27 protein-coding genes are annotated in these 22,690 nt (G+C 39.5%); 16 read left to right on the forward strand and 11 right to left on the reverse strand.

Annotated elements, in window-relative coordinates; all coding sequences use genetic code 11:
• Nucleotides 1-7: 7 nt before the first annotated feature.
• The 3 genes from LS69_RS00690 to LS69_RS00700 all read right to left on the reverse strand — a co-directional run bounded on the left by LS69_RS00690 (nucleotide 8) and on the right by LS69_RS00700 (nucleotide 2,770).
• Nucleotides 8-907, reverse strand: a complete 900-nt coding sequence (locus LS69_RS00690; RefSeq protein WP_138121468.1) for a branched-chain amino acid ABC transporter permease — start codon at nucleotides 905-907, stop codon at nucleotides 8-10.
• A 30-nt stretch (nucleotides 908-937) separates the two neighbouring features.
• Nucleotides 938-2,053: an ABC transporter substrate-binding protein gene (locus LS69_RS00695; RefSeq protein WP_138121469.1), complete on the reverse strand. Its 1,116-nt coding sequence runs from the start codon at nucleotides 2,051-2,053 to the stop codon at nucleotides 938-940.
• Nucleotides 2,054-2,227: 174 nt separating this feature from the next.
• Nucleotides 2,228-2,770, reverse strand: a complete 543-nt coding sequence (locus LS69_RS00700) for a YceI family protein (RefSeq protein ID WP_138121470.1) — start codon at nucleotides 2,768-2,770, stop codon at nucleotides 2,228-2,230.
• A gap of 319 nt (nucleotides 2,771-3,089) precedes the next feature.
• On the opposite strand from LS69_RS00700, the gene ffh reads away from it, so the two are divergent.
• From ffh to LS69_RS00740, 8 genes are all read left to right on the forward strand, one after another.
• Nucleotides 3,090-4,430, forward strand: a complete 1,341-nt coding sequence (ffh, locus tag LS69_RS00705; RefSeq protein ID WP_138121583.1) for a signal recognition particle protein — start codon at nucleotides 3,090-3,092, stop codon at nucleotides 4,428-4,430.
• Nucleotides 4,431-4,541: 111 nt separating this feature from the next.
• Nucleotides 4,542-4,769, forward strand: coding sequence for a 30S ribosomal protein S16 (gene rpsP / locus LS69_RS00710; RefSeq protein WP_138121471.1), 228 nt, complete (start codon nucleotides 4,542-4,544; stop codon nucleotides 4,767-4,769).
• Nucleotides 4,770-4,787: 18 nt separating this feature from the next.
• Nucleotides 4,788-5,030, forward strand: a complete 243-nt coding sequence (locus LS69_RS00715; protein ID WP_138121472.1) for a KH domain-containing protein — start codon at nucleotides 4,788-4,790, stop codon at nucleotides 5,028-5,030.
• 40 nt (nucleotides 5,031-5,070) lie between these two features.
• Nucleotides 5,071-5,631: a ribosome maturation factor RimM gene (rimM, locus tag LS69_RS00720; protein ID WP_238699042.1), complete on the forward strand. Its 561-nt coding sequence runs from the start codon at nucleotides 5,071-5,073 to the stop codon at nucleotides 5,629-5,631.
• Nucleotides 5,631-6,335 (forward strand): tRNA (guanosine(37)-N1)-methyltransferase TrmD, encoded by a 705-nt coding sequence (gene trmD / locus LS69_RS00725; RefSeq protein ID WP_138121473.1) that lies wholly within the window; start codon nucleotides 5,631-5,633, stop codon nucleotides 6,333-6,335. The genes rimM and trmD overlap by 1 nt, the downstream gene beginning before the upstream one ends.
• A complete protein-coding gene (rplS, locus tag LS69_RS00730) occupies nucleotides 6,325-6,681 on the forward strand; it encodes a 50S ribosomal protein L19 (RefSeq protein WP_138121474.1) in 357 nt (118 codons plus the stop codon). The genes trmD and rplS overlap by 11 nt, the downstream gene beginning before the upstream one ends.
• Before the next feature lie 200 nt (nucleotides 6,682-6,881).
• Nucleotides 6,882-7,388 (forward strand): PAS domain-containing protein, encoded by a 507-nt coding sequence (locus LS69_RS00735; protein ID WP_138121475.1) that lies wholly within the window; start codon nucleotides 6,882-6,884, stop codon nucleotides 7,386-7,388.
• Complete coding sequence (locus LS69_RS00740) at nucleotides 7,363-8,739, forward strand: methyl-accepting chemotaxis protein (RefSeq protein ID WP_138121476.1); 1,377 nt, start codon at nucleotides 7,363-7,365, stop codon at nucleotides 8,737-8,739. Before LS69_RS00735 ends, LS69_RS00740 begins: the two co-directional genes overlap by 26 nt.
• Here LS69_RS00740 and LS69_RS00745 read toward each other — a convergent pair.
• Together LS69_RS00745 and LS69_RS00750 are read right to left on the reverse strand one after the other, a co-directional pair.
• Nucleotides 8,665-8,877 (reverse strand): hypothetical protein, encoded by a 213-nt coding sequence (locus LS69_RS00745; protein WP_138121477.1) that lies wholly within the window; start codon nucleotides 8,875-8,877, stop codon nucleotides 8,665-8,667. The genes LS69_RS00740 and LS69_RS00745 overlap by 75 nt on opposite strands.
• A 9-nt stretch (nucleotides 8,878-8,886) precedes the next feature.
• Nucleotides 8,887-9,969, reverse strand: a complete 1,083-nt coding sequence (locus LS69_RS00750) for an FUSC family protein (RefSeq protein WP_138121478.1) — start codon at nucleotides 9,967-9,969, stop codon at nucleotides 8,887-8,889.
• A 106-nt stretch (nucleotides 9,970-10,075) separates the two neighbouring features.
• Between LS69_RS00750 and LS69_RS00755 the strand changes: the two genes are divergently transcribed.
• The 5 genes from LS69_RS00755 to LS69_RS00775 all read left to right on the forward strand — a co-directional run bounded on the left by LS69_RS00755 (nucleotide 10,076) and on the right by LS69_RS00775 (nucleotide 13,509).
• The gene (locus LS69_RS00755) at nucleotides 10,076-10,792 is read left to right on the forward strand and encodes a triose-phosphate isomerase (protein ID WP_138121479.1); all 717 of its coding nucleotides are present in this window, start codon (nucleotides 10,076-10,078) and stop codon (nucleotides 10,790-10,792) included.
• 12 nt (nucleotides 10,793-10,804) lie between these two features.
• Nucleotides 10,805-11,626 carry an enoyl-ACP reductase FabI gene (fabI, locus tag LS69_RS00760; protein WP_138121480.1) on the forward strand — a complete coding sequence of 274 codons (822 nt, stop codon included), beginning with the start codon at nucleotides 10,805-10,807 and terminating at the stop codon, nucleotides 11,624-11,626.
• A 23-nt stretch (nucleotides 11,627-11,649) separates the two neighbouring features.
• Nucleotides 11,650-11,916 carry a flagellar biosynthesis protein FliQ gene (fliQ, locus tag LS69_RS00765; RefSeq protein ID WP_138121481.1) on the forward strand — a complete coding sequence of 89 codons (267 nt, stop codon included), beginning with the start codon at nucleotides 11,650-11,652 and terminating at the stop codon, nucleotides 11,914-11,916.
• The gene (locus LS69_RS00770) at nucleotides 11,917-12,735 is read left to right on the forward strand and encodes a UDP-N-acetylmuramate dehydrogenase (RefSeq protein ID WP_138121482.1); all 819 of its coding nucleotides are present in this window, start codon (nucleotides 11,917-11,919) and stop codon (nucleotides 12,733-12,735) included.
• A gap of 177 nt (nucleotides 12,736-12,912) precedes the next feature.
• Nucleotides 12,913-13,509 carry a pyridoxamine 5'-phosphate oxidase family protein gene (locus tag LS69_RS00775; RefSeq protein ID WP_138121483.1) on the forward strand — a complete coding sequence of 199 codons (597 nt, stop codon included), beginning with the start codon at nucleotides 12,913-12,915 and terminating at the stop codon, nucleotides 13,507-13,509.
• A 223-nt stretch (nucleotides 13,510-13,732) separates the two neighbouring features.
• On the opposite strand, the gene LS69_RS00780 is transcribed toward LS69_RS00775, so the two are convergent.
• From LS69_RS00780 to flhA, 5 genes are read right to left on the reverse strand one after another with little or no spacing between them, the layout of a single operon-like run.
• Nucleotides 13,733-14,842: a glycosyltransferase family 4 protein gene (locus LS69_RS00780; RefSeq protein ID WP_138121484.1), complete on the reverse strand. Its 1,110-nt coding sequence runs from the start codon at nucleotides 14,840-14,842 to the stop codon at nucleotides 13,733-13,735.
• Nucleotides 14,839-15,603 (reverse strand): phosphoribosylglycinamide formyltransferase, encoded by a 765-nt coding sequence (locus LS69_RS00785; protein WP_138121485.1) that lies wholly within the window; start codon nucleotides 15,601-15,603, stop codon nucleotides 14,839-14,841. The genes LS69_RS00780 and LS69_RS00785 overlap by 4 nt, the downstream gene beginning before the upstream one ends.
• Nucleotides 15,603-15,845: a hypothetical protein gene (locus LS69_RS00790; protein WP_138121486.1), complete on the reverse strand. Its 243-nt coding sequence runs from the start codon at nucleotides 15,843-15,845 to the stop codon at nucleotides 15,603-15,605. The genes LS69_RS00785 and LS69_RS00790 overlap by 1 nt, the downstream gene beginning before the upstream one ends.
• A complete protein-coding gene (locus LS69_RS00795) occupies nucleotides 15,838-16,914 on the reverse strand; it encodes a 3',5'-cyclic-nucleotide phosphodiesterase (protein ID WP_138121487.1) in 1,077 nt (358 codons plus the stop codon). The genes LS69_RS00790 and LS69_RS00795 overlap by 8 nt, the downstream gene beginning before the upstream one ends.
• An 8-nt stretch (nucleotides 16,915-16,922) precedes the next feature.
• Nucleotides 16,923-19,184 carry a flagellar biosynthesis protein FlhA gene (gene flhA / locus LS69_RS00800; RefSeq protein ID WP_138121488.1) on the reverse strand — a complete coding sequence of 754 codons (2,262 nt, stop codon included), beginning with the start codon at nucleotides 19,182-19,184 and terminating at the stop codon, nucleotides 16,923-16,925.
• Nucleotides 19,185-19,338: 154 nt separating this feature from the next.
• On the opposite strand from flhA, the gene rpsO reads away from it, so the two are divergent.
• Entirely contained in the window at nucleotides 19,339-19,614 is a 276-nt protein-coding gene (gene rpsO / locus LS69_RS00805; RefSeq protein WP_138121489.1) for a 30S ribosomal protein S15, read from the forward strand.
• A 471-nt stretch (nucleotides 19,615-20,085) separates the two neighbouring features.
• Nucleotides 20,086-20,715 carry a Crp/Fnr family transcriptional regulator gene (locus tag LS69_RS00810; protein ID WP_238699057.1) on the forward strand — a complete coding sequence of 210 codons (630 nt, stop codon included), beginning with the start codon at nucleotides 20,086-20,088 and terminating at the stop codon, nucleotides 20,713-20,715.
• A 5-nt stretch (nucleotides 20,716-20,720) separates the two neighbouring features.
• On the opposite strand, the gene LS69_RS00815 is transcribed toward LS69_RS00810, so the two are convergent.
• Nucleotides 20,721-21,503: an MBL fold metallo-hydrolase gene (locus tag LS69_RS00815; RefSeq protein ID WP_138121490.1), complete on the reverse strand. Its 783-nt coding sequence runs from the start codon at nucleotides 21,501-21,503 to the stop codon at nucleotides 20,721-20,723.
• Nucleotides 21,504-21,597: 94 nt separating this feature from the next.
• Here LS69_RS00815 and LS69_RS00820 point away from each other — a divergent pair, with 94 nt between their 5' ends.
• On the forward strand, nucleotides 21,598-22,686 hold the full coding sequence (locus tag LS69_RS00820; protein WP_138121586.1) for a deoxyguanosinetriphosphate triphosphohydrolase: 1,089 nt from the start codon (nucleotides 21,598-21,600) through the stop codon (nucleotides 22,684-22,686).
• Nucleotides 22,687-22,690: the final 4 nt, after the last annotated feature.

The following is a 22,690-nucleotide window of genomic DNA, read 5'->3' on the forward strand; positions in this document are numbered from 1 at the left end:
TCCAATCCTAAAAACGACTTTTTTCCAAACGCCAATCGCCCATAATGCCAACAGGGCGAAACAATAAAACAAGAATCAAAAACAAAAACGCAAAGGCATCTTTGTATCCGCCAAGCTCTGGAAATACCGCGACTGCCATTACTTCGGTAAATCCTAAAATAAACCCTCCAAGCACTGCTCCACCTACACTTCCGATTCCGCCCAATACCGCAGCTGCAAAGGCTTTTAAGCCAATTAGCACTCCCATAAGCGGGTCAATCGTAGGATAAGAAATTGCATAAAAAATCCCCCCGATTCCAGCTAGTGTGCTACCAATAGCAAAAACAAGCGCAATAATGTGATTGACATTAATCCCCATTAAGCGCACGGTGTTAATATCAAAGGCACTTGCGCGAATCGCCATTCCTTGCTTGGTGTAATGCAAGAATCGTAAAAGCACACCTAAAAGTAACAGCGTAACCACAGGAATAATTAGTGTAATGAGTGTGAAACTAATATCAAAAACTTCTAAGGATTGCGAAAAAACCTTAGGCGCATTAAAGAATCGTGGCGTAGAACCAAAAAGAACATTAAAGAGATTCTCCAAAAAAAAGCTCACACCAATGGCGGTAATCAACATAGAGATTCTAGGAGCGGCTCTTAAAGGCGTGTAGGCGATTTTATCAATCAACACTCCTAAGATTCCACAAAGTGCGATAGAAAGAATAGCAGCAGCATAAAAAGGCAGCTCAAAAGAACCAATCGCAAAAAACACTAGAAATGCGCCCACCATCATAATATCTGCGTGGGCGAAGTTGATAAGGCGCAAACAGCCATAAACCATAGTGTAGCCGATTGCAATCAAAGCATACATGCTACCCAAACTCAAGCCATTAATGCACTGCTGAAAAAAAGTCAAAAAATCCAAAGAAAAAACCTTATGATTGAATCGTAAAATTTATGGTTCAATCGTAGTTTTATAAACTAAATTTCCATTATGCACTTGATTAATCACCGCACTACGAATGGATTCGCCATTTTGCAAAGAAAATTTACCACTAATTCCCTCATAATCTTTGACATTACGGATTTTGTCGTTAATGCACACACGATTTTCTGCGCCACATTCTTCAATCGCAAGAACAGCGATTCCATAAGCGTCGGCTAACATTGCACTAAAAGAGCTAATGGGTTCTTTGTAAGTTTTTTCATAATTCTTGATGAATTTTTCACCTTTTGGTGTTTGTTTGGAGCTTGTAGAGTAATAATCAGTTACCATATAGCCCTCACCCGCTTCTTTGGCAACATCAAAGAAGATTCTATTAGAAACCAAACCATCGCCACCGATTGTTGGGACGCTAAGTCCTAATTGTTGTGCTTGCACTGCAATCAATGCGCCCTCGTTGTAATAAATTGGCAAATAAAGAACATCGGGATTCTTTGCTTTAATGCTTGAAATTTGCGCTTTAAAATCTTTAGTTCCTGCTTGTGCGTTTGCTTCAATGATAATTTCCCCGCCGAGTGCTTTAAATTGGTTTCTAAAAGCACGAGTAAGCCCGATAGAATAGTCGCTACTATTGTCAAATAAAATCGCAGCCCTCTTAGCTCCCAAATCCTTAAAGGCTAGATTTGCGGCAATCAAACCTTGAAAACTATCTGCGAAAGAAACGCGAGAAACGAATTTTTTGCCTTTTGTTACGCGGTCATTTGTCGCCACAGGAGCGATAAGAGGTGTTTGGTTGTCATCAGCGATTTTTGTCATCGCCAAAGCATTTGTAGAAATCATTGGTCCAATCACGACACTTACTTTTTCGCTTGAAACTAGCTTTTGCATTGCGTTTGCGGATTCTATCTTGTCGCTTTTGTTGTCAATGAAGACAATCTTAATCTCATCTCCATTTTTGGTTTTGCTTTGTGCTTTGTGAGCCAAATCAATCCCTCGTTTTCCAAGTTCTCCAAATCCACCTACTGCGCCACTTGCAGGTAAAACTACCCCGATTTTTACTTCTCCGCCCAAAAGATGACTTGCCAAGATTCCACACGCCAAAGATACAGCCAAAAAATGCTTTTTCATACAAAATCCTTAGAATTTTAAAAGATGAAAGCTAATATTACAATATTTTTTTAAAAAACGCCTTAATACCATTGTTGAAATGGATTCCAAAAGCATTAATAGTGAAAGATTGTGTGATTCAGAAAGAATTGTGGTGAGAATCTTCAGGAAAGAATCCCAAAGATTCTAGGCGGTTTATTGCGCGTTTGCTTTGAGGTTGAGGGAGATTTTGACTTCATCGCCTACGGAATTGTCTTTAAAAATATTTCCCCAAGTAATATCAAATTCGCTTCTTAAAATGCTTGTTGTCGCGCTAATATCTAGCACCTTGCCATTTGCTTGCACTTTGGCATCAAGCACGATAGGTTTAGTAGTGGAACGAATCGTTAAGTCTCCATAAATCTTACCCGCCTCAAATTTTGTCATTTTAAATGACATATTAGGGTATTGTTTGACATCAAACATATCGGGAGCTTGTAAATGCGCGTCTCGCTTAGGGTTTGCTGTATCCACAGAAGCAATATCTACCACGCCTTCAAAGACTTTAAGGGCATTGGAAGCAGAATCAAAGTCAATGTTTGCGCTGAATTTATTGAACTTGCCATCAACTTGTGTGAGTTTAAGATGAGAGACTTGAAAATCTACTTTGGAGTTTGCCGTATCTAGCACATAAGGTGTTGCAAGTGCAGGGAGACTAAGAGCCGCTACTAAGCTTGAAAACATAAGAAATTTTTTCATCGTGGAATCCTTTTTAAAAAATTTAAACACTGAAATTATACAAAAAATAAAAATAACCAATGGTAAATAAGGTTAAATTTTCGCATTACTACTGCGTCATTGTGAGAAACACGCAGTGTTTCGTGGCAATCCATAATCTTAAACAAAAGTGGATTCTACAATAGCGAGATTTAAGGCGTGGATTGCTTCGTCCTATCGTCCTCGCAATGATGGCAAAGCAAGACACAATGTAGCGTGGGGTTGCAATCAAATAATTTTAAGCAAATTTAATGTAGAATCCCAAACTTTATTTATTTTTAAATATTTGGGGTTATTTGAGTTGTTTGGTGTGATTACAGAGAGCTTTCAGAGTGCAATTAGCAAAATCCGATTCCAAGATGATGAAAAGGCATTAAAACGCGCTTTAGATGAGCTTAAAAAGTCCTTATTAAAATCTGATGTGCATTATAAAGTGCTTAAAAGTCTTTTGGGTGAAATTGAAAGCAAAACAAAACTTGCAGGAATCGGCAAAGAGAACTTTTTAAACGCATTAAAGGAATCCCTCCATACGATTCTAACCGCACCGGGAAATTATGGCTTTATCTTCGCGCCAAAACCCCCTACGATTGTTTTAATGGCAGGTTTGCAAGGAAGCGGGAAGACAACCACAACGGCTAAACTTGCAAACTACCTTAAAGGCAAACAAAAAAAGGTTCTTTTAGCTGCATGTGATTTACAGAGATTAGCCGCTGTGGAGCAGTTGCGTCAGTTGGCTATGCAAGTGGAAGTGGATTTTTTTCATTTGGAGGGGAAATCCCCAGCAGAAATTGCAATACAAGCCAAACAAAAAGCGATTGAGGGGCTTTATGATGTGTTGTTGGTGGATACTGCGGGAAGATTGGCGATTGATGAATCTCTAATGCAGGAATTGCAAGGAATCAAAGCGGCAATTAATCCCAATGAAATCTTTTATGTCGTGGATAGCTTAAGCGGACAAGATGGCGTGAAAAGTGCCGAGACTTTCCACCAAAAAATGGATTTAAGCGGAGTGATTTTGAGTAAGTTTGACGGGGATAGTAGAGGCGGAATCGCGCTTTCTATTGCGCATCAGCTTGGGATTCCTTTGCGCTTTATTGGGGTGGGAGAAAAAGTTGCTGATTTGGAAGTTTTTATCCCAGAACGCATTGTTGGGCGACTAATGGGCGCGGGAGATATTCACTCTCTTGCCGAAAAAACCGCTGCGGTGATTAGCGAAAAAGAAGCGAAAGATATTTCTAAAAAAATCAAAAAAGGCAAATTCACTTTTAATGACTTTATTGCGCAACTAGACAATATCAAAAAAATTGGTTCTATGCAGTCTATTTTGTCTATGTTGCCCGGACTTGGAAATATGGCAAGTGCGCTTAAAGATGTGGATTTGGATAATTCAAAAGAGCTAAAACAAATGCGAGCTATCGTGTATTCTATGACGCCAAAAGAGCGCGAAAATCCTGATTTGCTTAATGGTAGTCGCAAAAAACGCATTGCAATGGGTGCGGGGATTGATGTGAGTGATGTCAATCGGTTTTTGAAGCAATTTGAAAATGCGGCAAAAATGGCGAAAAAATTTTCCAACAAAGGTGGAATGGGCGATTTAATGAATTTGATGAAAGACGCAAGAATGGGGCAGCTTAGACGCTAAATCTTGACTTGTCCTTACGCCATTTAAGCATAAGTTTGTCTAAAAATGAGTAGAATATCGTTTTTAGACAGATTTATCTGTAAATGAAATATTGACTTTAAGGAGTATAATTTGGCAACCGTTATCCGCTTAACAAAAATGGGACGCAAGAAAAAGCCGTTTTATAGAATCGTTGTAACTGATAGTAGAAAAAGACGCGATGGAGGTTGGATTGAATCCATTGGTTATTATAATCCATTAGTAGAACCTTCTATCGTGAAATATGATGCAGAGAAATTGAAGTATTGGACAAGTGTCGGCGCAAAAATGAGTGAAAGAGTCAAAGCAATTACAAAATAATTTTTAAGCAATTAAGTTATGGTAGAGAATTTTATAGAAGCTTATGTGAAAAAGATTGTCGCCGAACCCGATAAGATTCGCGTAATCAAAACAGAGCTTGACGCTAATTTTTATGAAATTGAGATTTTGTCTTCATTGCAAGATGCTGGACGCTTGATTGGCAAAGATGGCAAAATGATTGGTGCGATTAAGACTTTTATTTCTGGAATCAAAGCAAAAGATGGAAATTCCTATCGTATCATTGTGAAGCCACAAGACTAAAAGCTGTAAAATTTCCAAAGTTTAGTGCAAGAGGATTTAGGTGCAAAAAGAGTGGAAAGAATCCTTAGCTAAAAACGATTTAGTGAGTGTTGCAAAAATCGGTCGCTCGGTGGGTTTTAAGGGCGAGGTTTTGTTGCACTTATTGAGTGATTTTCCTGAATCTCTGCAAAAGGGAAACACTTACTTTTCGCAGATTGGAGATTTGACGCTTGAATACTACCATGCTAAAAGTTCTGTGGCAAAATTTGTTCAAATCAACTCCAAAGAATCCGCTAAACAAATTACAAATCTGATACTTTATACAACAAAATCCCAAAGCAAAGAGCAATGCAAACTTCAAGAAAACGAATTTTTTTGGTTTGACATTATTGGAAGCAAGATTGTAGAAAAGGGTGAGGTTTTAGGCGGTGTTTATGAGATTGAGAGATTTTGCGGGCAAGACTTTTTGTCGGTTCAAACAGACGCATCACTTGTCGCGCAAAAACTTCCAAAAACTTTTCTGATTCCTTATACTGCGCGTTATATCTTGGAGGTTGATTCTATGCAGAATCCAAAAGTCATTCAAACGCAGTTTTGTAAAGAAATTTTAGAAAATAGTTAATGCAATTTTCTATCGTTTCGTTATTCCCGCATTTAATAGAATCTTATTTTGGTGATTCTATCCTTTCTCGGGCGTGTAAGCAGGGGTTGATACAGGTAGATTTCGTCAATCCACGCACATTCAGTCCGCATCGTTTTTCAAAAGCAGATGATTATCAAGTAGGCGGCGGAGCAGGGCTTGTGCTAGACCCGCTCACGCTTGGAAATGCGCTAGATTCTATTAAGGCACAGAATCCCAAAACGCATATTATTTTTCTCACGCCTTGTGCAAAAACTTTCACCCAAAAGGACGCCAAAAGATTAAGCAAACAATCCCATATTACTTTAGTTTGTGGGAGATATGAGGGATTTGATGAGCGTTTGATTGAATGCTTTGCCGATGAAGTGTTTAGCATTGGGGATTTTATTTTGACCGGTGGCGAGATTGCCGCACTCTGCCTGTGCGATAGCATTTCTAGGCAAGTGGAGGGTGTGCTTGGAAACAGCGAATCCTTGCATGGCGAGAGTTATGAGGAGTTTTTGTTGGAATCTCCAAATTTCACCAAACCTAATAAATTTAAAAATTTAGCGATTCCTTCAGAGTATTCAAAGGGAAATCACGCTAAAATTCGCGATTTAAAATTAAAAGCATCAGAGGCAAAAACTAGATTCCATAGACTAGACCTCTATATTCGCTACAAACAAAGGTTTGAAAATGAGAAATAAGTATATTCAGCATTTTGAAGACGCGCAAATTGCAGGAAAGGAAATCCCGCAATTTAAAGCAGGAGATACGCTAAGAATCGGGATTAAAATCTCTGAAGGGGATAAAACAAGGATTCAAAACTTTGAGGGAGTTTGCATTTCACTTCGTGGAAGTGGGACAGGAAAGACTTTTACAATTAGAAAAATCGGCGCGAATGGCGTAGGTGTGGAAAGAATCTTCCCTATTTATTCTGAAAGCATTGAAAGCATTAAAGTGCTTAAAATTGGGCGTGTTAGACGCGCGAAACTTTACTACTTGCGTTCAAGAAGCGGAAAATCAGCAAGAATCAAAGAAATTAGAAAATAATTTCTTGATTTTCCCTTTTTGGGATTTTGCTTTTGCTTCTTGTTTCATATTTACCCCTCCATTACTTGTATTTCAAAAGAGTTTTCCATTTGTTAATAATTTCTTAACAATTATAAGATATAGTATTTTCTTTTAAATGTTGAATCTTTTTAGGAATCATTAGGTTTAACGCCTTGATTTTTAGTGTTTTAAGGAGAAAAATGAGAAAAACAATAACGCCCAACCAAACAGAAAGGCAATTCAAAGAGGGAGAAATAATCGTCTCTAAGACGGATTTGAAAGGCAAAATCCTCTATGGAAATAGAATCTTTATTGAACTTTCAGGCTATAAAGAAAGAGAGCTTTTGGGTAAGCCACACAATATCGTGCGCCACCCCGATATGCCAAAAGTTATTTTTAAGTTTTTGTGGGATTCTATTAAAAATGGTAGAGAAATTGTCGCGTATGTGAAAAATCTCTCTAAAGATGGTTCGTATTATTGGGTGAAAGCATTTGTTACGCCCTCTTTTAATGGGAGCGGAGAGATTGTTGGCTACCATTCTATCAGAATCAAACCCACAGAACAAGCTAAACTAGCCATTGGGGAGCTTTATAAAGAGCTATTAGAAGCAGAACGACAAGGCGGAATCCAAAAAAGTCAAGAAAAACTAGAGCAGATTTTGACACAAAAAGGAGCAAGTTATGAAGAATTCATACTATCTTTATAGATATTCCCGATATTTCAATTATTGTTTTATTGCGATTTTTGTTTTATTGTTTGTGATTGAACTTTTGGATATTCATATTCTTTTGGAGTTTTTTGTTTTTGCGTTAGGGATTTTTGCCTGCACAATGACTTTGATTGCGGGGAATAGGCGCGATATGTATATCAAAGAAATTACACATTGCGTCAAGCAACTCTCTACAGGAAACTTAGAAGCTAGAATCACAAACATTCAAGACAATGGGGCTTTGGGCAATCTTTCTTGGACGATTAACGATTTGGCAGATCAAGTGGAATCTTTCGTGCGTGCAAGTGCCTCGACAATCACCGCTGCAAGTGAAAAACGCTATACTAGGCAAGTCAATGCAGATAGTTTAAAGGGGAGTTTCTCGTATGTGGGTAAGCTTATCAACAAAGCCTCTGGTGCAATTCAAGAGGCGGACAAGTTGAGCGCAAAAGGATTGGTGGTCAATCAAATCTCCAAACAAAGCTCCATAAGTCTTAAAAAAGATTTAAATTCTATTTCTACTAACTTAAATGCGGTGATTCAGACAATGGACGAAACTTCTAAAGAAACTAGGTTAATCTCCGAATCCTCCAACAATGGAATGCAAAGTGTGCAGGTGATTACAAACAACTTCTCCAGCCTCTCTGCAATGATGGCGCAAACCTCGCAGTCTTTTGAAGTATTTTCAAAGCGCATCAAAGAGATTGATTCCTTTGTGCTTTTGATTAAAGAGATTACAGATCAAACGAATCTTCTCGCCCTTAATGCTGCGATTGAAGCGGCAAGAGCAGGAGAACATGGTAGAGGATTTGCTGTGGTTGCCGATGAAGTGCGCAAACTCGCAGAACGCGCGACAAAAACCGCGTCAGAAATTTCTTCAACCACGCAAGTGATTAATCAAGAAATGAATGAGATTTCAAACTATGTCAAGGAAATTGACGCAATTACTAATAATTCTAATGATTTGATGATTTCTTTTAATGAAACTTTTGGGCAAATGGATAAACAAGCTTCGTTTTTGTTGGAATCTATTTTGCACACCAACAAGCGGTCTTACATTACTTTGCTTGAATTGGATTGTATTTTGAAAAAGTTCGCTTCTTACTCTGCGGTGATTACGAGTGAGATTCCACAAATCGTTTCGCATTGTGAGGTTGGCGAGGATTCTATGATTGACAAAAGCATTTGCCAAAGCATTTTTAGTTTTGATGAGAGCATACGCGAGTTTTTGGAATTTATCAACACGCAAGATTACACCAAGCAACAAGCGCAATTACAGGATCATTGCCGTAGCATAGAATCCAAAAGTGAGGTGATTTACCAACAACTGCATACGATGAGTGCTTAGGCTTTCATCGTAGAATCCTTGTAGAATCCACTTTTGTTTAAAATTATGGATTGCTTTGCGCCTTGTAATGACAGAAATATCGGAATCGCAAAGGTTAGCAAGTTGTCCTTGCAGTCCGCGCAATGATGACAAATCCATTGCGCCTTTTTAATCTTCTCCAATCCACCGAAAGATGATTTTACGCAAAATCTTTTCTAGCACTTGACGCAAAGCCTGCCAATGCAATACCACTCCGCCTAGAAGTCCAAACAAGCTACCAATGGTAATATCCAAGATTCGCGCTTTAATAATCAAATCTGGATTGTAATTCATAAAACTTGCTACTTCCGCTAAATAGGTTGAATAGGGCGTCAAAAATATCATTGCTAAAGCATAATTCCTAACAACAGTTAATTCTGCAAAAAACATTAATAACATCATCAAGAGCGCAAATTGAATCGGGCTAAAACTAAAATGTAATAAAAAGTAAGAAAAGCTCACGCCCAAAATCGTGCCTAAGATTCTTTGGATTTGTTTGATCCAAATTTGCTTAAAAGTAACAGCTGTTAAGATTGCCGCACAACTCACGCCAACCCAATAGCCTCTCTCTAGCTCCAAAAAGCTTTGTAAAACCATAGAAGCACTCACAAAAAATGCAATAATAATGGGGTCAATAATAATCACGCCAAAGCCAAATTCTCCAATCTTTGGAATCGGTTTTGGTGGGTGTTTGAAAAGATAAATTACACTTAATGAATAAAGCAAAACCATAACATTTGCAATCATTGTGCCGAGCGCGACAAGCCCGATTGCAAAGGGATAGTCTTTGACTTCAAAAGGAATGTAAGTCCCTAAAATCATCGCAAAAGTGAAGAAAAAGAATCCCGGTGCGCCGATGTTAAAATACCGCACAATTTGTGCGCTAATCATGGTAACAAAAAAGACAATTAGAGGAATTAACATAGGATAAGTTTGCCCTACAAGCCCGAGTGTAAAGGACGCAGTGATTCCAAAAGCGCACGCCATACAAAGAATCATTTTGTGATAAATTGGCGTGTTGGGGACATAAAGAAAAATATTTGTGCCAATAATCGCGACAAGCCCTAAATCTGGGCGATTAAAAAAAGCCGCGATAAAAAGCACAATTGCCACACTAAGCCCAGCAAAAAAGGGCATTTGCCAAAGTCTATCACTCGGATTCCAAGTAAAGATAAGTTGAATCGTTTCTTGTATTTTTGTTGAAAAATTCATGGGGACTCCTTAGAGCGGATTGGCAAAATTATCAAAATTATAGCATTAAATTATCGTTGCGATTCCTAAAAGTGTTATAATGCCAAAAACTAAAAGGCTATCCATAATGAAAATCATTGCAAGTAATTTCAAAACCAATCACACGAGAAAAAGCACTTCTGCGTTCTGCGAAGAGCTAGAGCGATTTATCACGCAAAAACAAGCCAAAAGTCAGCCATTTGCGCATCAAATTACCCTTTTTCCTCCACAAAGTGCGCTTTTGGAAAATCGCTTTGATTCCTTTACAATCGGGGCACAAAACGCCTATCCTACGAAAAATGGTTCTTATACAGGCGAAATTGGCTTAGAGCAATTAGTAGAATTTGGAATCCAAACGCTTTTAATTGGGCATAGTGAGAGGCGCGAGATTCTCAAAGAATCTCAAAGCTTCTGCGCGGAAAAATTTGAATTTTTCAAACAGCTTGGATTCCACATTTATTATTGCATTGGAGAATCCCAAGCTACCAAGCAACAAGGCTTAAATGCAACTTTGGAGTTTTTAGAATCGCAATTTTGTGGGATTGATTTGGCATACCCAAATCTCATTGTCGCCTATGAGCCGATTTGGGCGATTGGTAGCGGGGTGAGTGCGAGTTTGGAGGAAATCGCGCAAATCCACATGCACTTAAAGAAAAAATTGGGTAAAATTCCGCTTTTGTATGGCGGAAGTGTGAAGCCCCAAAATGTGCGTGAGATTCTCTCTATTAGCGGCGTAGATGGTGTGCTAGTTGGGAGTGCTAGTTGGGAGATTTCAAGTTTTTGTCAGATTTTAGAAAATTCTTAAAAGGAGCGAACGATGATTATGCAGGGCAAAAAAGGCTTAATTGTAGGTGTGGCAAACAATAAATCTATTGCGTATGGAATCACAAAAGCTTGTAAAGAGCAGGGTGCAACGATTGGATTAACCTATATGAACGAACAAATTCAAAAGCGTGTGCTTCCTATTGCTGAAGAGATTGGCGATTCGCAATTTGTTTATGAGCTTGATGTGAGCAAAAAAGAGCATTTTGCAAGTTTAAGAGAGAGTATTTTGCGTGATTTTGGTGCGTTGGATTTTTTGGTGCATAGCGTTGCCTTTGCTCCCAAAGAAGCGTTAGATGGGAGTTTTTTAGATACAAGCAAAGAGGCTTTTAATGTCGCAATGGAAGTTTCTGTGTATTCGTTAATTGAACTTTGCCGTGAACTAAAGCCTGTCCTTAGCCCTAATGCTTCAATCTTGACTTTAAGTTATCTTGGTAGTGTGAAGCATGTCGCGCATTATAATGTAATGGGTGTTGCTAAAGCTGCTTTGGAATCTAGTGTGCGTTATCTTGCGCATGATTTGGGCAAAGACGGAATCCGCGTCAATGCAATCTCCGCAGGTCCGATTCGCACTCTTGCAGCAAGTGGAATCGGGGATTTTAGATTTATCTTGAAATGGAATGAAGCTAACTCTCCTTTGCGTAAAAATGTAACCATAGAAGAAGTTGGAAACTCTGCAATGTATTTGCTTTCTCCTCTTGCAAGTGCCGTGAGTGGTGAGATTCATTATGTGGATTGTGGTTATAATATTATGGGAATGTGTGCCGTAGATGAGGAAGATGGCAAAGCAACAATGGTGTGGGATTCTTATAAATAATCCAAAATCTTAAGGAGAAGGCTTTGGAATCGCAATTAATGGGTTTGGCGATTGAAACCTATAAAATCACTCTAACTTTGTCGCTTCCTATGCTGTTGGTCGGGCTTGTGGTCGGGCTTATGATTAGTATTTTTCAAGCGACAACGCAAATTAACGAGATGACGCTAACTTTCGTCCCAAAGATTCTTGCCGTCATTGTCGTGATTATCTTTACAATGCCTTGGATGTTGAATATGTTGATGGATTTTACAACAAGAATCTTCAATATGATGCCAAGCTTTCTTTTCTAAATGCTTCAGAAACTCGTAGATTTTTCGAAGCTTTCTAGTGTGCGAATTGGAGCGGAAGTGCCGCTAAACTACATAGAATCTCCGCTAGATTATGAGGAGTTGCGCCAACAAACTACGCCCCAAATCATAGGCAAAGCCAACAATCTTTTAGTAAGCCCACAAGCGCAGAATCTCTGTGCGCTTGGCAAGGTATTTGATTATATCAAAGATTTGGGGGATTGCTTAGAAGTCGGAGCGGCAACGCCAAGCGGGAAGCTGTTTTCTTATGCAAAAAGGCATAATTTAAGCGGTTTTGAGATTCTTGCTGGATTGCCCGGAAGTTTGGGTGGAATCATCAAAATGAATGCTGGGCTTAAGGAATATGAAATTAAAAGTGTATTGCTTGGAATCTTGCAGTTAGATTCTGAATCTAGGCTTGATTTTAGGGCAGTTGAGAGTTTGGAATTAGGCTATCGTAGCAGTGGGATTTCTGGAATGATTTTTGCGGGAATTTTCAAAAAACAAGTGGGTTTTAGGCGAGGGCTTGTGGAATCCTTTGTGAAAATGCGTCAAAATCAGCCAAAAGAACCTAGTTTCGGGAGTTGTTTTAAGAATCCCAAAGGAGATTTTGCCGGAAGATTGATTGAGCAAGTAGGGTTAAAGGGGGCGAAATTTGGCAAAAATAAAAGCCTGTGCTTTAGCCCAAAACACGCGAATTTCCTTGTCAATCTTGGAGATTCTAGCTTTGAAGAGGCTTTGGAGTTGATTGCCTTAGCGGAGGAAAAAGTGCAGCAAGAGTGCGGAATTGCGCTTGAGAGAGAAGTGCAGATTGTGTATTAGGAGATTGTAGAATCTTGGCGATTTTTCTTGCAATAAGGATTTGGCTACGATGACGCAATGCCCTTTGTAGAATCTTTGCAGGGACGCGGTGGGGATTCTATATTTTGTGCTGTGTGGTGCATTTTGGTATAATGTGCAGTTTTGAAACCTTGAAACCTTTAAGTTTTAGGAGGATTAATGCGGCGCAGTGATTTTGATTGCAAGGATTTGGGAATCATTGCAGAGTTTTTAAACAAAATTGAATTTGGCACCCTTGTGATTGCAGATAGCATTCCTTATGCGATTCCACTTAGCTTTTGTTATGAGGATTCCAAGATTTATTTGCATGGCGCAAAAGCAGGGCGCAAACACGCACTACTTAAAGAAAATCCCAAAGTCTCCTTTAGTTGTGCCAAGCCTTATGCTTATATCCCTTCAAGCTTTCTAAATCACACAATGATTCCGACGCAATTTTTCTTTTCTGTGTTTTTGGAGGGGCAGTTTTTTGTCGTGGAGGATTTGGAGGAAAAAAGGCATATTTTAACGCGTCTTGTGCAAAAATACGAACCAGACAATACACAAATGGATATGCAAAGAGGGCAGTTTGTAGGCAAAGAGCGGGGGACTTTTGTAGCCAAGATTCTCATTTCGCATTTAAGTGCCAAAGCGAAATTTGGGCAGAATCTGAAAAAAGAGGATTTTGAGCAAATCTTGCAGGATTTAGAGAATCGCAATGGCAAAATGGACACAGAGACAATCAAGATGATGAGAAGCTTCTCGCTAAAATATCAATAAATATTAGGAATTATGCTTTAAGGTTTAAGTTGTAAATGTGGAATCCTATAATTGCCCACAGGAAGAATACAATTGCGTCATTGTGGGAGTTTTATAGACATTCACAGCGATTTATGATTGCTTAAAGCAAGGATTATAGCGGAATCGCAAAGGGATTTTAAGCAAAGATTGGATTGCTTTGGCTTCGCGCTCACAATATGCGGGATTAAGCGCATAAATGAGACTAAGGGTTTAATAGCTTTTGATAGATGGACAAAATCTTCTCACCCATTATTTTAAGGGAGAAATTCTCCACGATAAATTCGCGGTTAGGTTTGATGAAATCCCTCTCGCAGATAAGCGATTCTAAGGCTTTAGTAAATTCCTCTTTACTAGGATTTGGCGTGAGGATAAAGTTTGACTTCCCTTGCGAAATACAATGTAAATCTGCAATAGAGCCAATATCTGCGGCGATGCTTGGAATCTCCATTGATAAGGCTTGTATAAGGGCTTGTGGGACGCCCTCGTTTTTATCACTTGTGAGCATAAAAGAATCCAAAGTGCTTAAAAATTCTGCTGGTTGCTTGACAAACCCAACTAGGCGCACAACCTCCCTGCCTATTTCTTGATTAGTTTTGTTGGTAAGATTTTCTAAAGAGGCTTGCATATCGCCATTTCCTGCGATGACAAAAAACAGATTTTCGTGCTTTTGGCAAATTGTTTTTGCAACTTCAATAAAAATATCCTGCCTTTTAAATCCTCTTAAAATGCCTAAATTACCTACAATAAACGCATTTTGTGGGATTTTATATTTTTCTCGCATTTCGTGCTTATTATATTTGCTTGGATTAAAGATTTCTGTGTCAATTCCTGTGGGTATGGATTGGATTCTAGCGGGTTTAATGCGATTGTCTTGTATCATAGCTTCGCGCACACTCTCACCTGTGGTGATGATAAAATCTGCTAAAGAATTGATAAAGTTGAATCTTGAGGGGTGGATTTTGTTGGATAAATGGCGTGTGCGGATAAATTTCGCGCCACTTCCTAGGCTTGCAAACCCGCCACACCAAGTATCAACGCCACTATGTGTGTTGATAATATCAAAGGAATCCCGTTTTAGGATTTTATGGAGATTCCAAATTGTATGCAAATCTGTCTTGCGCTTAAAAGGCAAAATATAGGTATCAAACCCCATTTCACGGGCTTTAGGCAAGATTCTATTATTTTCCTTTGTAGCAAGGGCGAGGTGAATCCCTAGTTTGCGCATTTCTTCCATTTCATTAAGAATCCGAATCTCTTGTCCTCCAAAACCACCCGACCATTCTGTGTGTAAAACGCGTATTTTTTGGCTCATTTTATTCCTTGATTTAGTGCTTCTAACACCGCTAAGGGATATAATTGGTGTTCTAGTTGATGAATGCGGCTTTCATAGGATTCTAAACTCTCATTCGCGTTTTTTGCCAAAACGCCTTGTGCGATGATTTCCCCGCTATCTAGTTCTTCGCTTACATAATGCACACTCACGCCGCCTAAGCGCATTGGGGAAGCATACGATTCTGCGATTCCGTGTGCGCCTTTGAATAAGGGCAAAAGAGAGGGGTGGATATTGATTGCGTGAATGTTTTGTGTGAAAAGAGGCGTGAGGATTCTCATAAATCCTGCCAACACACACAAATCTAATTGCAATGCCTGTAATGTCGCGACCACTTCTTTATCAAAGTCTTCCCGCGCTTTCCCCGCGCTTTCTATGACTTTAGTTGCTACGCCTAGAGATTCCGCGCGTTTTAGCCCATACGCATTAGCTTTGTTGCTTAAAGCCAACACAACTTCCACTTTAAAAGGCGCATTTTCTTGCATTGTGGAATCCCGTGATTGCGCACTTTTTAGATTTTTGGATTCTAGCTTTGTGTATTTAGAATCTGTCAATGCGTTAGGTTCTAGCAATGTAAATGAATGCGCAATGCCACCAATCAAGAATCCCTCATTTTTCATATTACTTTGTGAATCTCTCTCTAGCTTTTTGCTTATAAAACATTTTTGGTGCAACGCCCTAATTAATGCCTCTAAATTACTCCCATTCCCGCTAAAAAGAATCGCAATTCGTTTGGTTTGCATTATTTTTGCTTACTAAAAAAATGCGGGTGGGTTGTTTTGAGCTGTTCAAGGTTTTGCAAGATTTCTTGCACACCATATTCCAAGCTTTGTTCATCTAACCCTTCAATGTAAGCGTCAAGTGCCTCTTGCATTGCGGATTCTTTGACGCCGCTTAGGATTAACGCCACGCAAAGCATATCACTAAGCTGGATTGAGAGTTCCTCTATTTCTTCTTCTAATTCTTGGATTTTTTCTTTACTCATATTCTTCTCCTTTTAAGATAGTTTGCACACTTTCTTTGATGTCTTCATAGATAAAGCTTTCTTTAAAACCATCAATCTTGCCTCCACTTGCGTTTGTATGCCCACCCCCATTAAAAAACTTTCGTGCTAGTTGGCTCACATCGCATTGATGATTTGCGCGCAAACTCACATTGCCACGCGCACTAATATCCATAAAAAAGTCAAATTGTGGATTGTTTTTCAAAAACAAATTTGCCAACACCGAAATATTGCCAATGCTATAACTTAAAAACCCACGATACTCTTCGTAAATAACACTGCATTTCTCTGATTTTTGCGCTAATAGATTGCATTGGAAATTAGAAGCAAGATTATCCAAAGTATCGCTGGTTAAACTCCCGCCTAAGAAGCATTTTTTCATTTCTAAAATCGCATTATCTAGCGCGATTTCGCCTTTGGGTTGAGAGAGGAATTTCGCAGATTCTTTAAGCAAGGCAAGTTTGTAGTTACGGTCTTCATCATCAAACATAAAGCGATTGAGTTCTTTGCATTCCACAATGAGGCGCATTGCGACTTTTCCAAATTCAAAGCCAAACCCGCCCTCTTGCCATAAATCAATGCTATTAATCATCTCCACCATAGGTTTTAGCCATTCTTGCGTAGAACCGCAAAGCCCAAAACGCGCTAAAAGGGTCTCATATACGATTTTTGTCGCGCAGCGTTTGGTATCTAAATAATACCATTCATAGGCTTGTGCACATTCTTGTCCGCTTTTGTGATGGTCTAAGACTTCAAAAGTGATTTGGAATCCACTTAGATTAAGTTCTAGCACCGATTGTGCTAAGCTTTTACATTCATCAAGCGTGAGGTTTAAATCGCTAATGAGGATATGCGTTTTATCTTTTGTGATTCCATTTTGTTTGATTTGTCTATAAATCTGCTCCAATCGCGCCCCTACTTCTTTGCCATAATTGGCGTTATAAAAGTAAAATGACACCGCAGATTCAAAGGCTTGAGAATAGATTTCACGACTCACCATTTGGCAGCCATAGCCATCTAAATCAATGTGGGATAAATGATAGAGTTGCATAAACTTCCTTAAATGGCAAATTCAACCGTGCCTAGAATTTCATATTTACTTTGATAGTCTATTTCTGCTGTGCTTAGCACAATCATATTGCGTCCAAAGCCATATTGTTCAATGAAAATTGCCAAAGGCTTCCTTAGCACCATAGAAGTGCCACCAATAATCGTTGGCACAGCACCCATAGAAGCACCCTTTTGAAGTGCGACATTGAGCGCGTCAAGCAAGTTTTGGGATTCTGTTGGGCTTAGGCGCAATCTTTGTCCCATTTTTTGCTGGTCAGGCAGTCGTTCTAATAAAAATTGCTCCAACGCAGGAGAGAGGATAAAATAGCGTAAGATTCCATCATCGCTTTGGAAGTTGTGCGTAATGAGCCGTTTCAAACACGCGCGGACATATTCAGTTAGCGTTGGCAAGTCGCCTTTGTAGGCTGGATAGCCATCGGCGATTGCTTCGGCGATGCTTAACATATCTTTGATAGGAATCTGCTCGTGCAAGAGTTCTTTTAAGATATGTTGAATCGTGCCAACGCCAACGCCTTTGATTTCTTCTGCTAGAATCGGATAATCTTTGCCTAATTTTTCAAGGAGATTATGCACTTCTTGGCGTGTGAGCAATTCTTCTGCGTGTTGTTTGATGAGTTCTTGAATGTGTGTGCTAATCACGGTCGCGCCATCAATAGGGGTGTAGCCCTCAATAATTGCGTCTTCTTTTTTGCTCTCATCAATCCAATATGCGTCTAATCCAAATACAGGTTCTTTGGTTGGGATTCCATCGGGCAATTCCCCGACAAACCCACTTGCTGCAACTGCAAGGTATTTGTCCGCCATTACTTTACCGCGCCCGATTTCTATTTCTTTGAGTAAAATTTGGTATTCATCAGGAGGTAGATTCAAATCATCACGCAAATGCACCATAGGGACTAGGATTCCATATTCTGTTGCCATTGTTTTACGGATTTGACGAATCTTATTAACCAATTCCCCGCCTTGCGCAGGGTCTGCGAATTTGATAAGTTGGTATCCAAGCCCCACGCGCAAAATCTTGACTTTAAGCGCATTGTCAATCTCTGCTTCATCGCGTTTTTTGCGTTCTTCTTCGCTTTCTTTTGGCTTTTGAGCGGCAGCTTGTGCGGCTGCGGATTGTTGCCTTGCTTGTTGGCGTTGGGGGAGATTGTCAGAATCCTGCAACTCTCCACCCTTTGCTTTATCGTCTCTTTTAATTTTCTTAAATAGCGATTCTACATATTTCCATACTTCGCCCTCTTTTTGTTTGTTTAGAAGTAAGGCAAGGCTTAAAAAAAGCAATCCAACAAAACCAAGTGAAAGCGTAGGCAAACCCGGCACAAGTGCGAAAAGCAACAAAATACAACCCACAATCATCAAGGTTTTAGATTCGTTGATGAGTTGGTCAATGATTCCCGAAGCGAAGTTTTCGCCTTCTTTGCTAAAGCGCGTTACGATAATACCCGTCGCGGTGGCAACGATAAGTGCGGGGAGTTGGGAGACTAAACCATCGCCAATGGTTAGAATCGTGAAAGTTGAAGCGGAATCCGCCATTGTCATATCACGCTGAAAAACACCAATAAGGAATCCCCCGATGATATTAATTAGCGTGATGATGATTCCTGCAATCGCATCGCCTTTGACAAATTTATTTGCTCCGTCCATTGAACCATAGAAATCCGCTTCTGTGGCGAGTGCATCACGCCTTGCTTTGGCTTCTTCTTGTCCGATGATACCGGAGTTTAAGTCCGCGTCAATCGCCATTTGCTTACCCGGCATTGCGTCTAATGTAAAACGCGCTTTGACTTCAGAAACCCTTGTAGAACCATTAGTTACAACCATAAAGTTAATAATAACTAAGATAATAAATAAAATAATCCCAATGACATAGTTTCCGCCAACAACAAATTGCCCAAACGCATTGATAATATCACTCACCGCCGCAGGTCCTAAGTGTCCATTGCTTAGAATCATTCTTGTCGTGGCGATATTAAGAGCAAGGCGAAAAAGCGTAATGATAAGCAAAAGCGTAGGAAAAGCAGAAAAATCTGTGGGCTTTTTGACATACAGCGCGATTAAGATAATCAGCGCAGAAAGCGCGATAGAAATCGCTAGGAAAAAATCCAGCAAAGAGCTTGGTAAAGGCACGATGATGATTGCCAAAATCGCGATGATAAAAAAGACAACCGTGAGGTCTTTTGAGCCCGATAAAAAGGACAAAAAAGGCATAATTTTATCAAGTAAAGACGCTTTTTTATCTGCTGTTGCCAAATCCACTCCCAAAATAATAAATTTAGATTCGCAATTCTAAGCGTTTTTGACAAATAAATCAAGGAATCTACGATAAATTTTTAAAATTTTAGCGTATTTTTACATTTTTATGATAGAATCCCAAACTTTATTTTATACCAATCAGGAGGTCAAAATGGCTCAAGATTCGGCGAAAAAAAGAGAAATTACTTCTGCTTTTGCTAGAAATCCCAAAGACACAGGTTCCACAGAGGTGCAGATTGCTCTGCTTAGCGATAGAATCAAAACTTTAACTGAACACTTGAAAGTGAATAAAAAAGATCATTCTAGCCGCCTAGGACTTAGAAAAATCGTTTCTCAAAGAAAAGGCTTACTCACTTATTTGCGCCGCACAAACTTCAAAAGTTATGCAAATGTGATTGAAAAGCTAGGATTAAAAGATAGGGGTTAATCTCCTATCGCTTCTTTTACACTTCTCCTTTAAATTTTCCTCTTTATTTTTAATTTTGTTTTAGATTGCAGAATCCTTAGCATGTCAATGTTGCACTTGTAATTTCGCATTGCTTTGCGCCCTCGTAAGATGGCAAAGCGGACGAAGCAATCTATAATTCCCGCTTGTCATTGCGAGGAGCGAAGCAACAAAGCAATCCATAATCTATAATCTCGCTATTTTAGAATCCACTTTGTGCGTGATTATGGATTTGCAAGTGCGGGTGGGTTACTCACACAACACGCTGCGAGATTCTAAGTAATTTCTTGCAATAACAAAGGGTTTTGCCTCGCAATAAATGCGAAATGTGGAATCCCAAGATTGCAATAATGCAAAGACAATTCCGCGAAGTTTTGCCAATGCTTTTAAGCTAACTTAGCTTATAATAAAGCTTTTTTAGGATTCTTGACTTAAAGGCTAGATTTGAATGCGATGATTAAAAACCTAATGGAATCTTGGAATCTTTGCGAAGAGGATTTGGAGATTTATTTGCAAAGTGCTTATACTAAGACTTTTCCGAAGAATTACAAGATTTTCAGCAGTGCGCAAGAATGTCGTGGGCTGGTTTTAATCTTAAATGGTGCGTTGCGCAGTTTCATCGTCTCTCCTAATAACAAAGAAGTGAATCTTTTTATCCTAAAAAGCGGGGAGTTTTGCATTCTTTCTGCTTCGTGTTTGTTTAAAAATCTCTCGTTTGAGATTCATTTGGAGTTTATGGAAACTTCTAGCGTGTGGATTCTGCCTAGCAAGACTTTTCAGGCTTTAAGCTTAAAATACCCAATCGCTAAGCAATTCCAAATGGATTTAATTAGTGAGCGTTTAAGTCGCGTTGTTTCTTCTTTGAACTCCCTTGCTTTTGATTCTTTAGAGAGTAGAATCCTAGAGTTTTTGCGCGATTCCTTAGAGCGGAATCCTAAAAACTTCCAAACGCTTTATATCACACACGAGGAAATTGCCAATGCTTTAGGAAGTGCGCGAGAGTCTATTTCAAGGGCATTAAAGAATCTTGAAAAACAAGGCAAACTTAAGCTAAAACGCGGAATGATTGAGCTTATCTCTTAACTAAATCATAGGCGCGTTAGCCAATAAGGGATGTTTTGCTTCTCTTGCGCGACGCTTGTGCTTTCTCCATGTCCGGGGAGAATTTGTAGGTTTTCTTGTCTTTGCATAAACTCTTCCAAACTCGCTTTCATCGCCGCATTAGAAGAATAAGGAAAATCACTGCGCCCAATGGAGCGATAAAAGATAAAATCCCCGCTAAACATTACCCTTTGTTTAGAAAGAGACGAAATGTCTTTTGGGGATTCCGCATTTTGCGCTGGGCTAGAATCTGCGCCTTGGTGTTTGGATTCTACGACAATCACGCTACAACCGGGTGTGTGTCCGGGATAGCAAATAAATTCCACTACAAAATTCCCTAGTTCATAAGTGTTTTGTCTGCCTAGATTGTGAGTGTCGGAAGTTTTTGGGCTTAGGGCGTCGTCGGATTTTGTTTGTGCGCCTACGAGGATATTAGGAGTAGAGATTGGCAAACCTAGTTCAAAGCAATCTTGCATCAGCATAAAAGCATCTTCTAAGGGGCATAACAAAGGAATCCCGACAAAGTGTTGTGTGAGTTCTGCATTGCTCCAAATATGGTCAAAATGCCCGTGCGTATTCAGAATCGCTAGAGGCTTTGCGCCTTTAAGTGTTTCTATCACCCAATCACTCGCCCCGATTCCTGCGTCTATAATCAAAGCTTCGTTGGTGCGTTTATCTAGTGTGAGATAGCAGTTTGTTTGGTATTCTCCAAAGGCTTTACGCAAAACCTTAAAAGAATCGTTTTCAAAAACTATGAATTTTTCTTGCATTAAATTTCCTTATTTTTTCAAAAAGTCTTAGAAATCTTAACGCAAAATTGCTAAAATAATACAAAAAAGGCACACTCCAATGAAACAAAATCCAATGTCGCCTAATGCGCGATTCTATCAGGCTACTCCAGACTTCCGAAATGCCTTTGGGCGTGATAGAGATAGGATTATTCATAGCTCGTATTTTAGACGCTTAGAATATAAAACGCAAGTTTTCATCAATCATAGCGGGGATTATTTCCGCACACGACTAACGCATTCTTTAGAGGTAAGCCAAATTGCGCGCACATTGGCTAAAAATTTGGGCTTAGATGAGAATCTCGCCGAAGCAATTGCTCTTGCGCACGATTTGGGGCATACGCCCTTTGGACACGCAGGAGGAGATGAGCTAGATAGGATTCTGCGCGAAAATGACTCCTGTGGGTTTGACCATAATTTCCAATCTTTTCGCGTGGTAACAAGGCTTGAAAAGCGTTACAAAGAATTTGACGGGCTGAATCTTACTTTTGCGACTTTGGAGGGGATTTTGAAGCATTCTTATCCTTATGAGAAGCCATTTTTGGGCGAAACTTTGAAGGATTTGTTTGCTTTGCAATTCCACCCGAGCCTTGAAGCAATGATTGTGGATTTATCCGATGAGATTGCTTATATCAGCGCGGATATTGACGATGGTATCAAGTATTGTTTGATTGATTTTAGAGATTTGCGTGAGAGTGAGTTAGTCGCGGAGGCGATGGAGTTTGTAGAGAAAGAAGAGGGGGTAGAATGTGGGGATTCTATCTTCCGCCATCGTTTTACTTCGCGTTTGATTACGATGCTAGTTTATGATGTTTTGGAAAACAATCAGCCCTTTGTGCAGGATTTTCCCCAATGCTTTGTTTATCTTGCCAAAGAATCCTTGCCTATCGCGCATACTCCAATAATGCAGAAAAAAATTAAAATCCTTAAGAAAATCTTGTTTCAGAAACTCTACCGCCACGAAGAGATTTCTAAAAAAATGTTTATGGGCAAAGGCTGTGTGCGCAAACTCTACGAATGCTTCCGCAACGAACCTAATCTGCTTCCAAAAGATTTACAACAAAGAATCGCAAATGGCGAAAAAACTCATCGTGTTTGCGCGGATTATATCGCTTCTATGACAGACCGCTATGCGATTGCCCTCTATCACGAGCTGGGCTTCTAGCGGA

It is taken from the genome of Helicobacter sp. MIT 05-5294 (genome assembly GCF_000765675.1).
GTDB lineage: Bacteria > Campylobacterota > Campylobacteria > Campylobacterales > Helicobacteraceae > Helicobacter_D.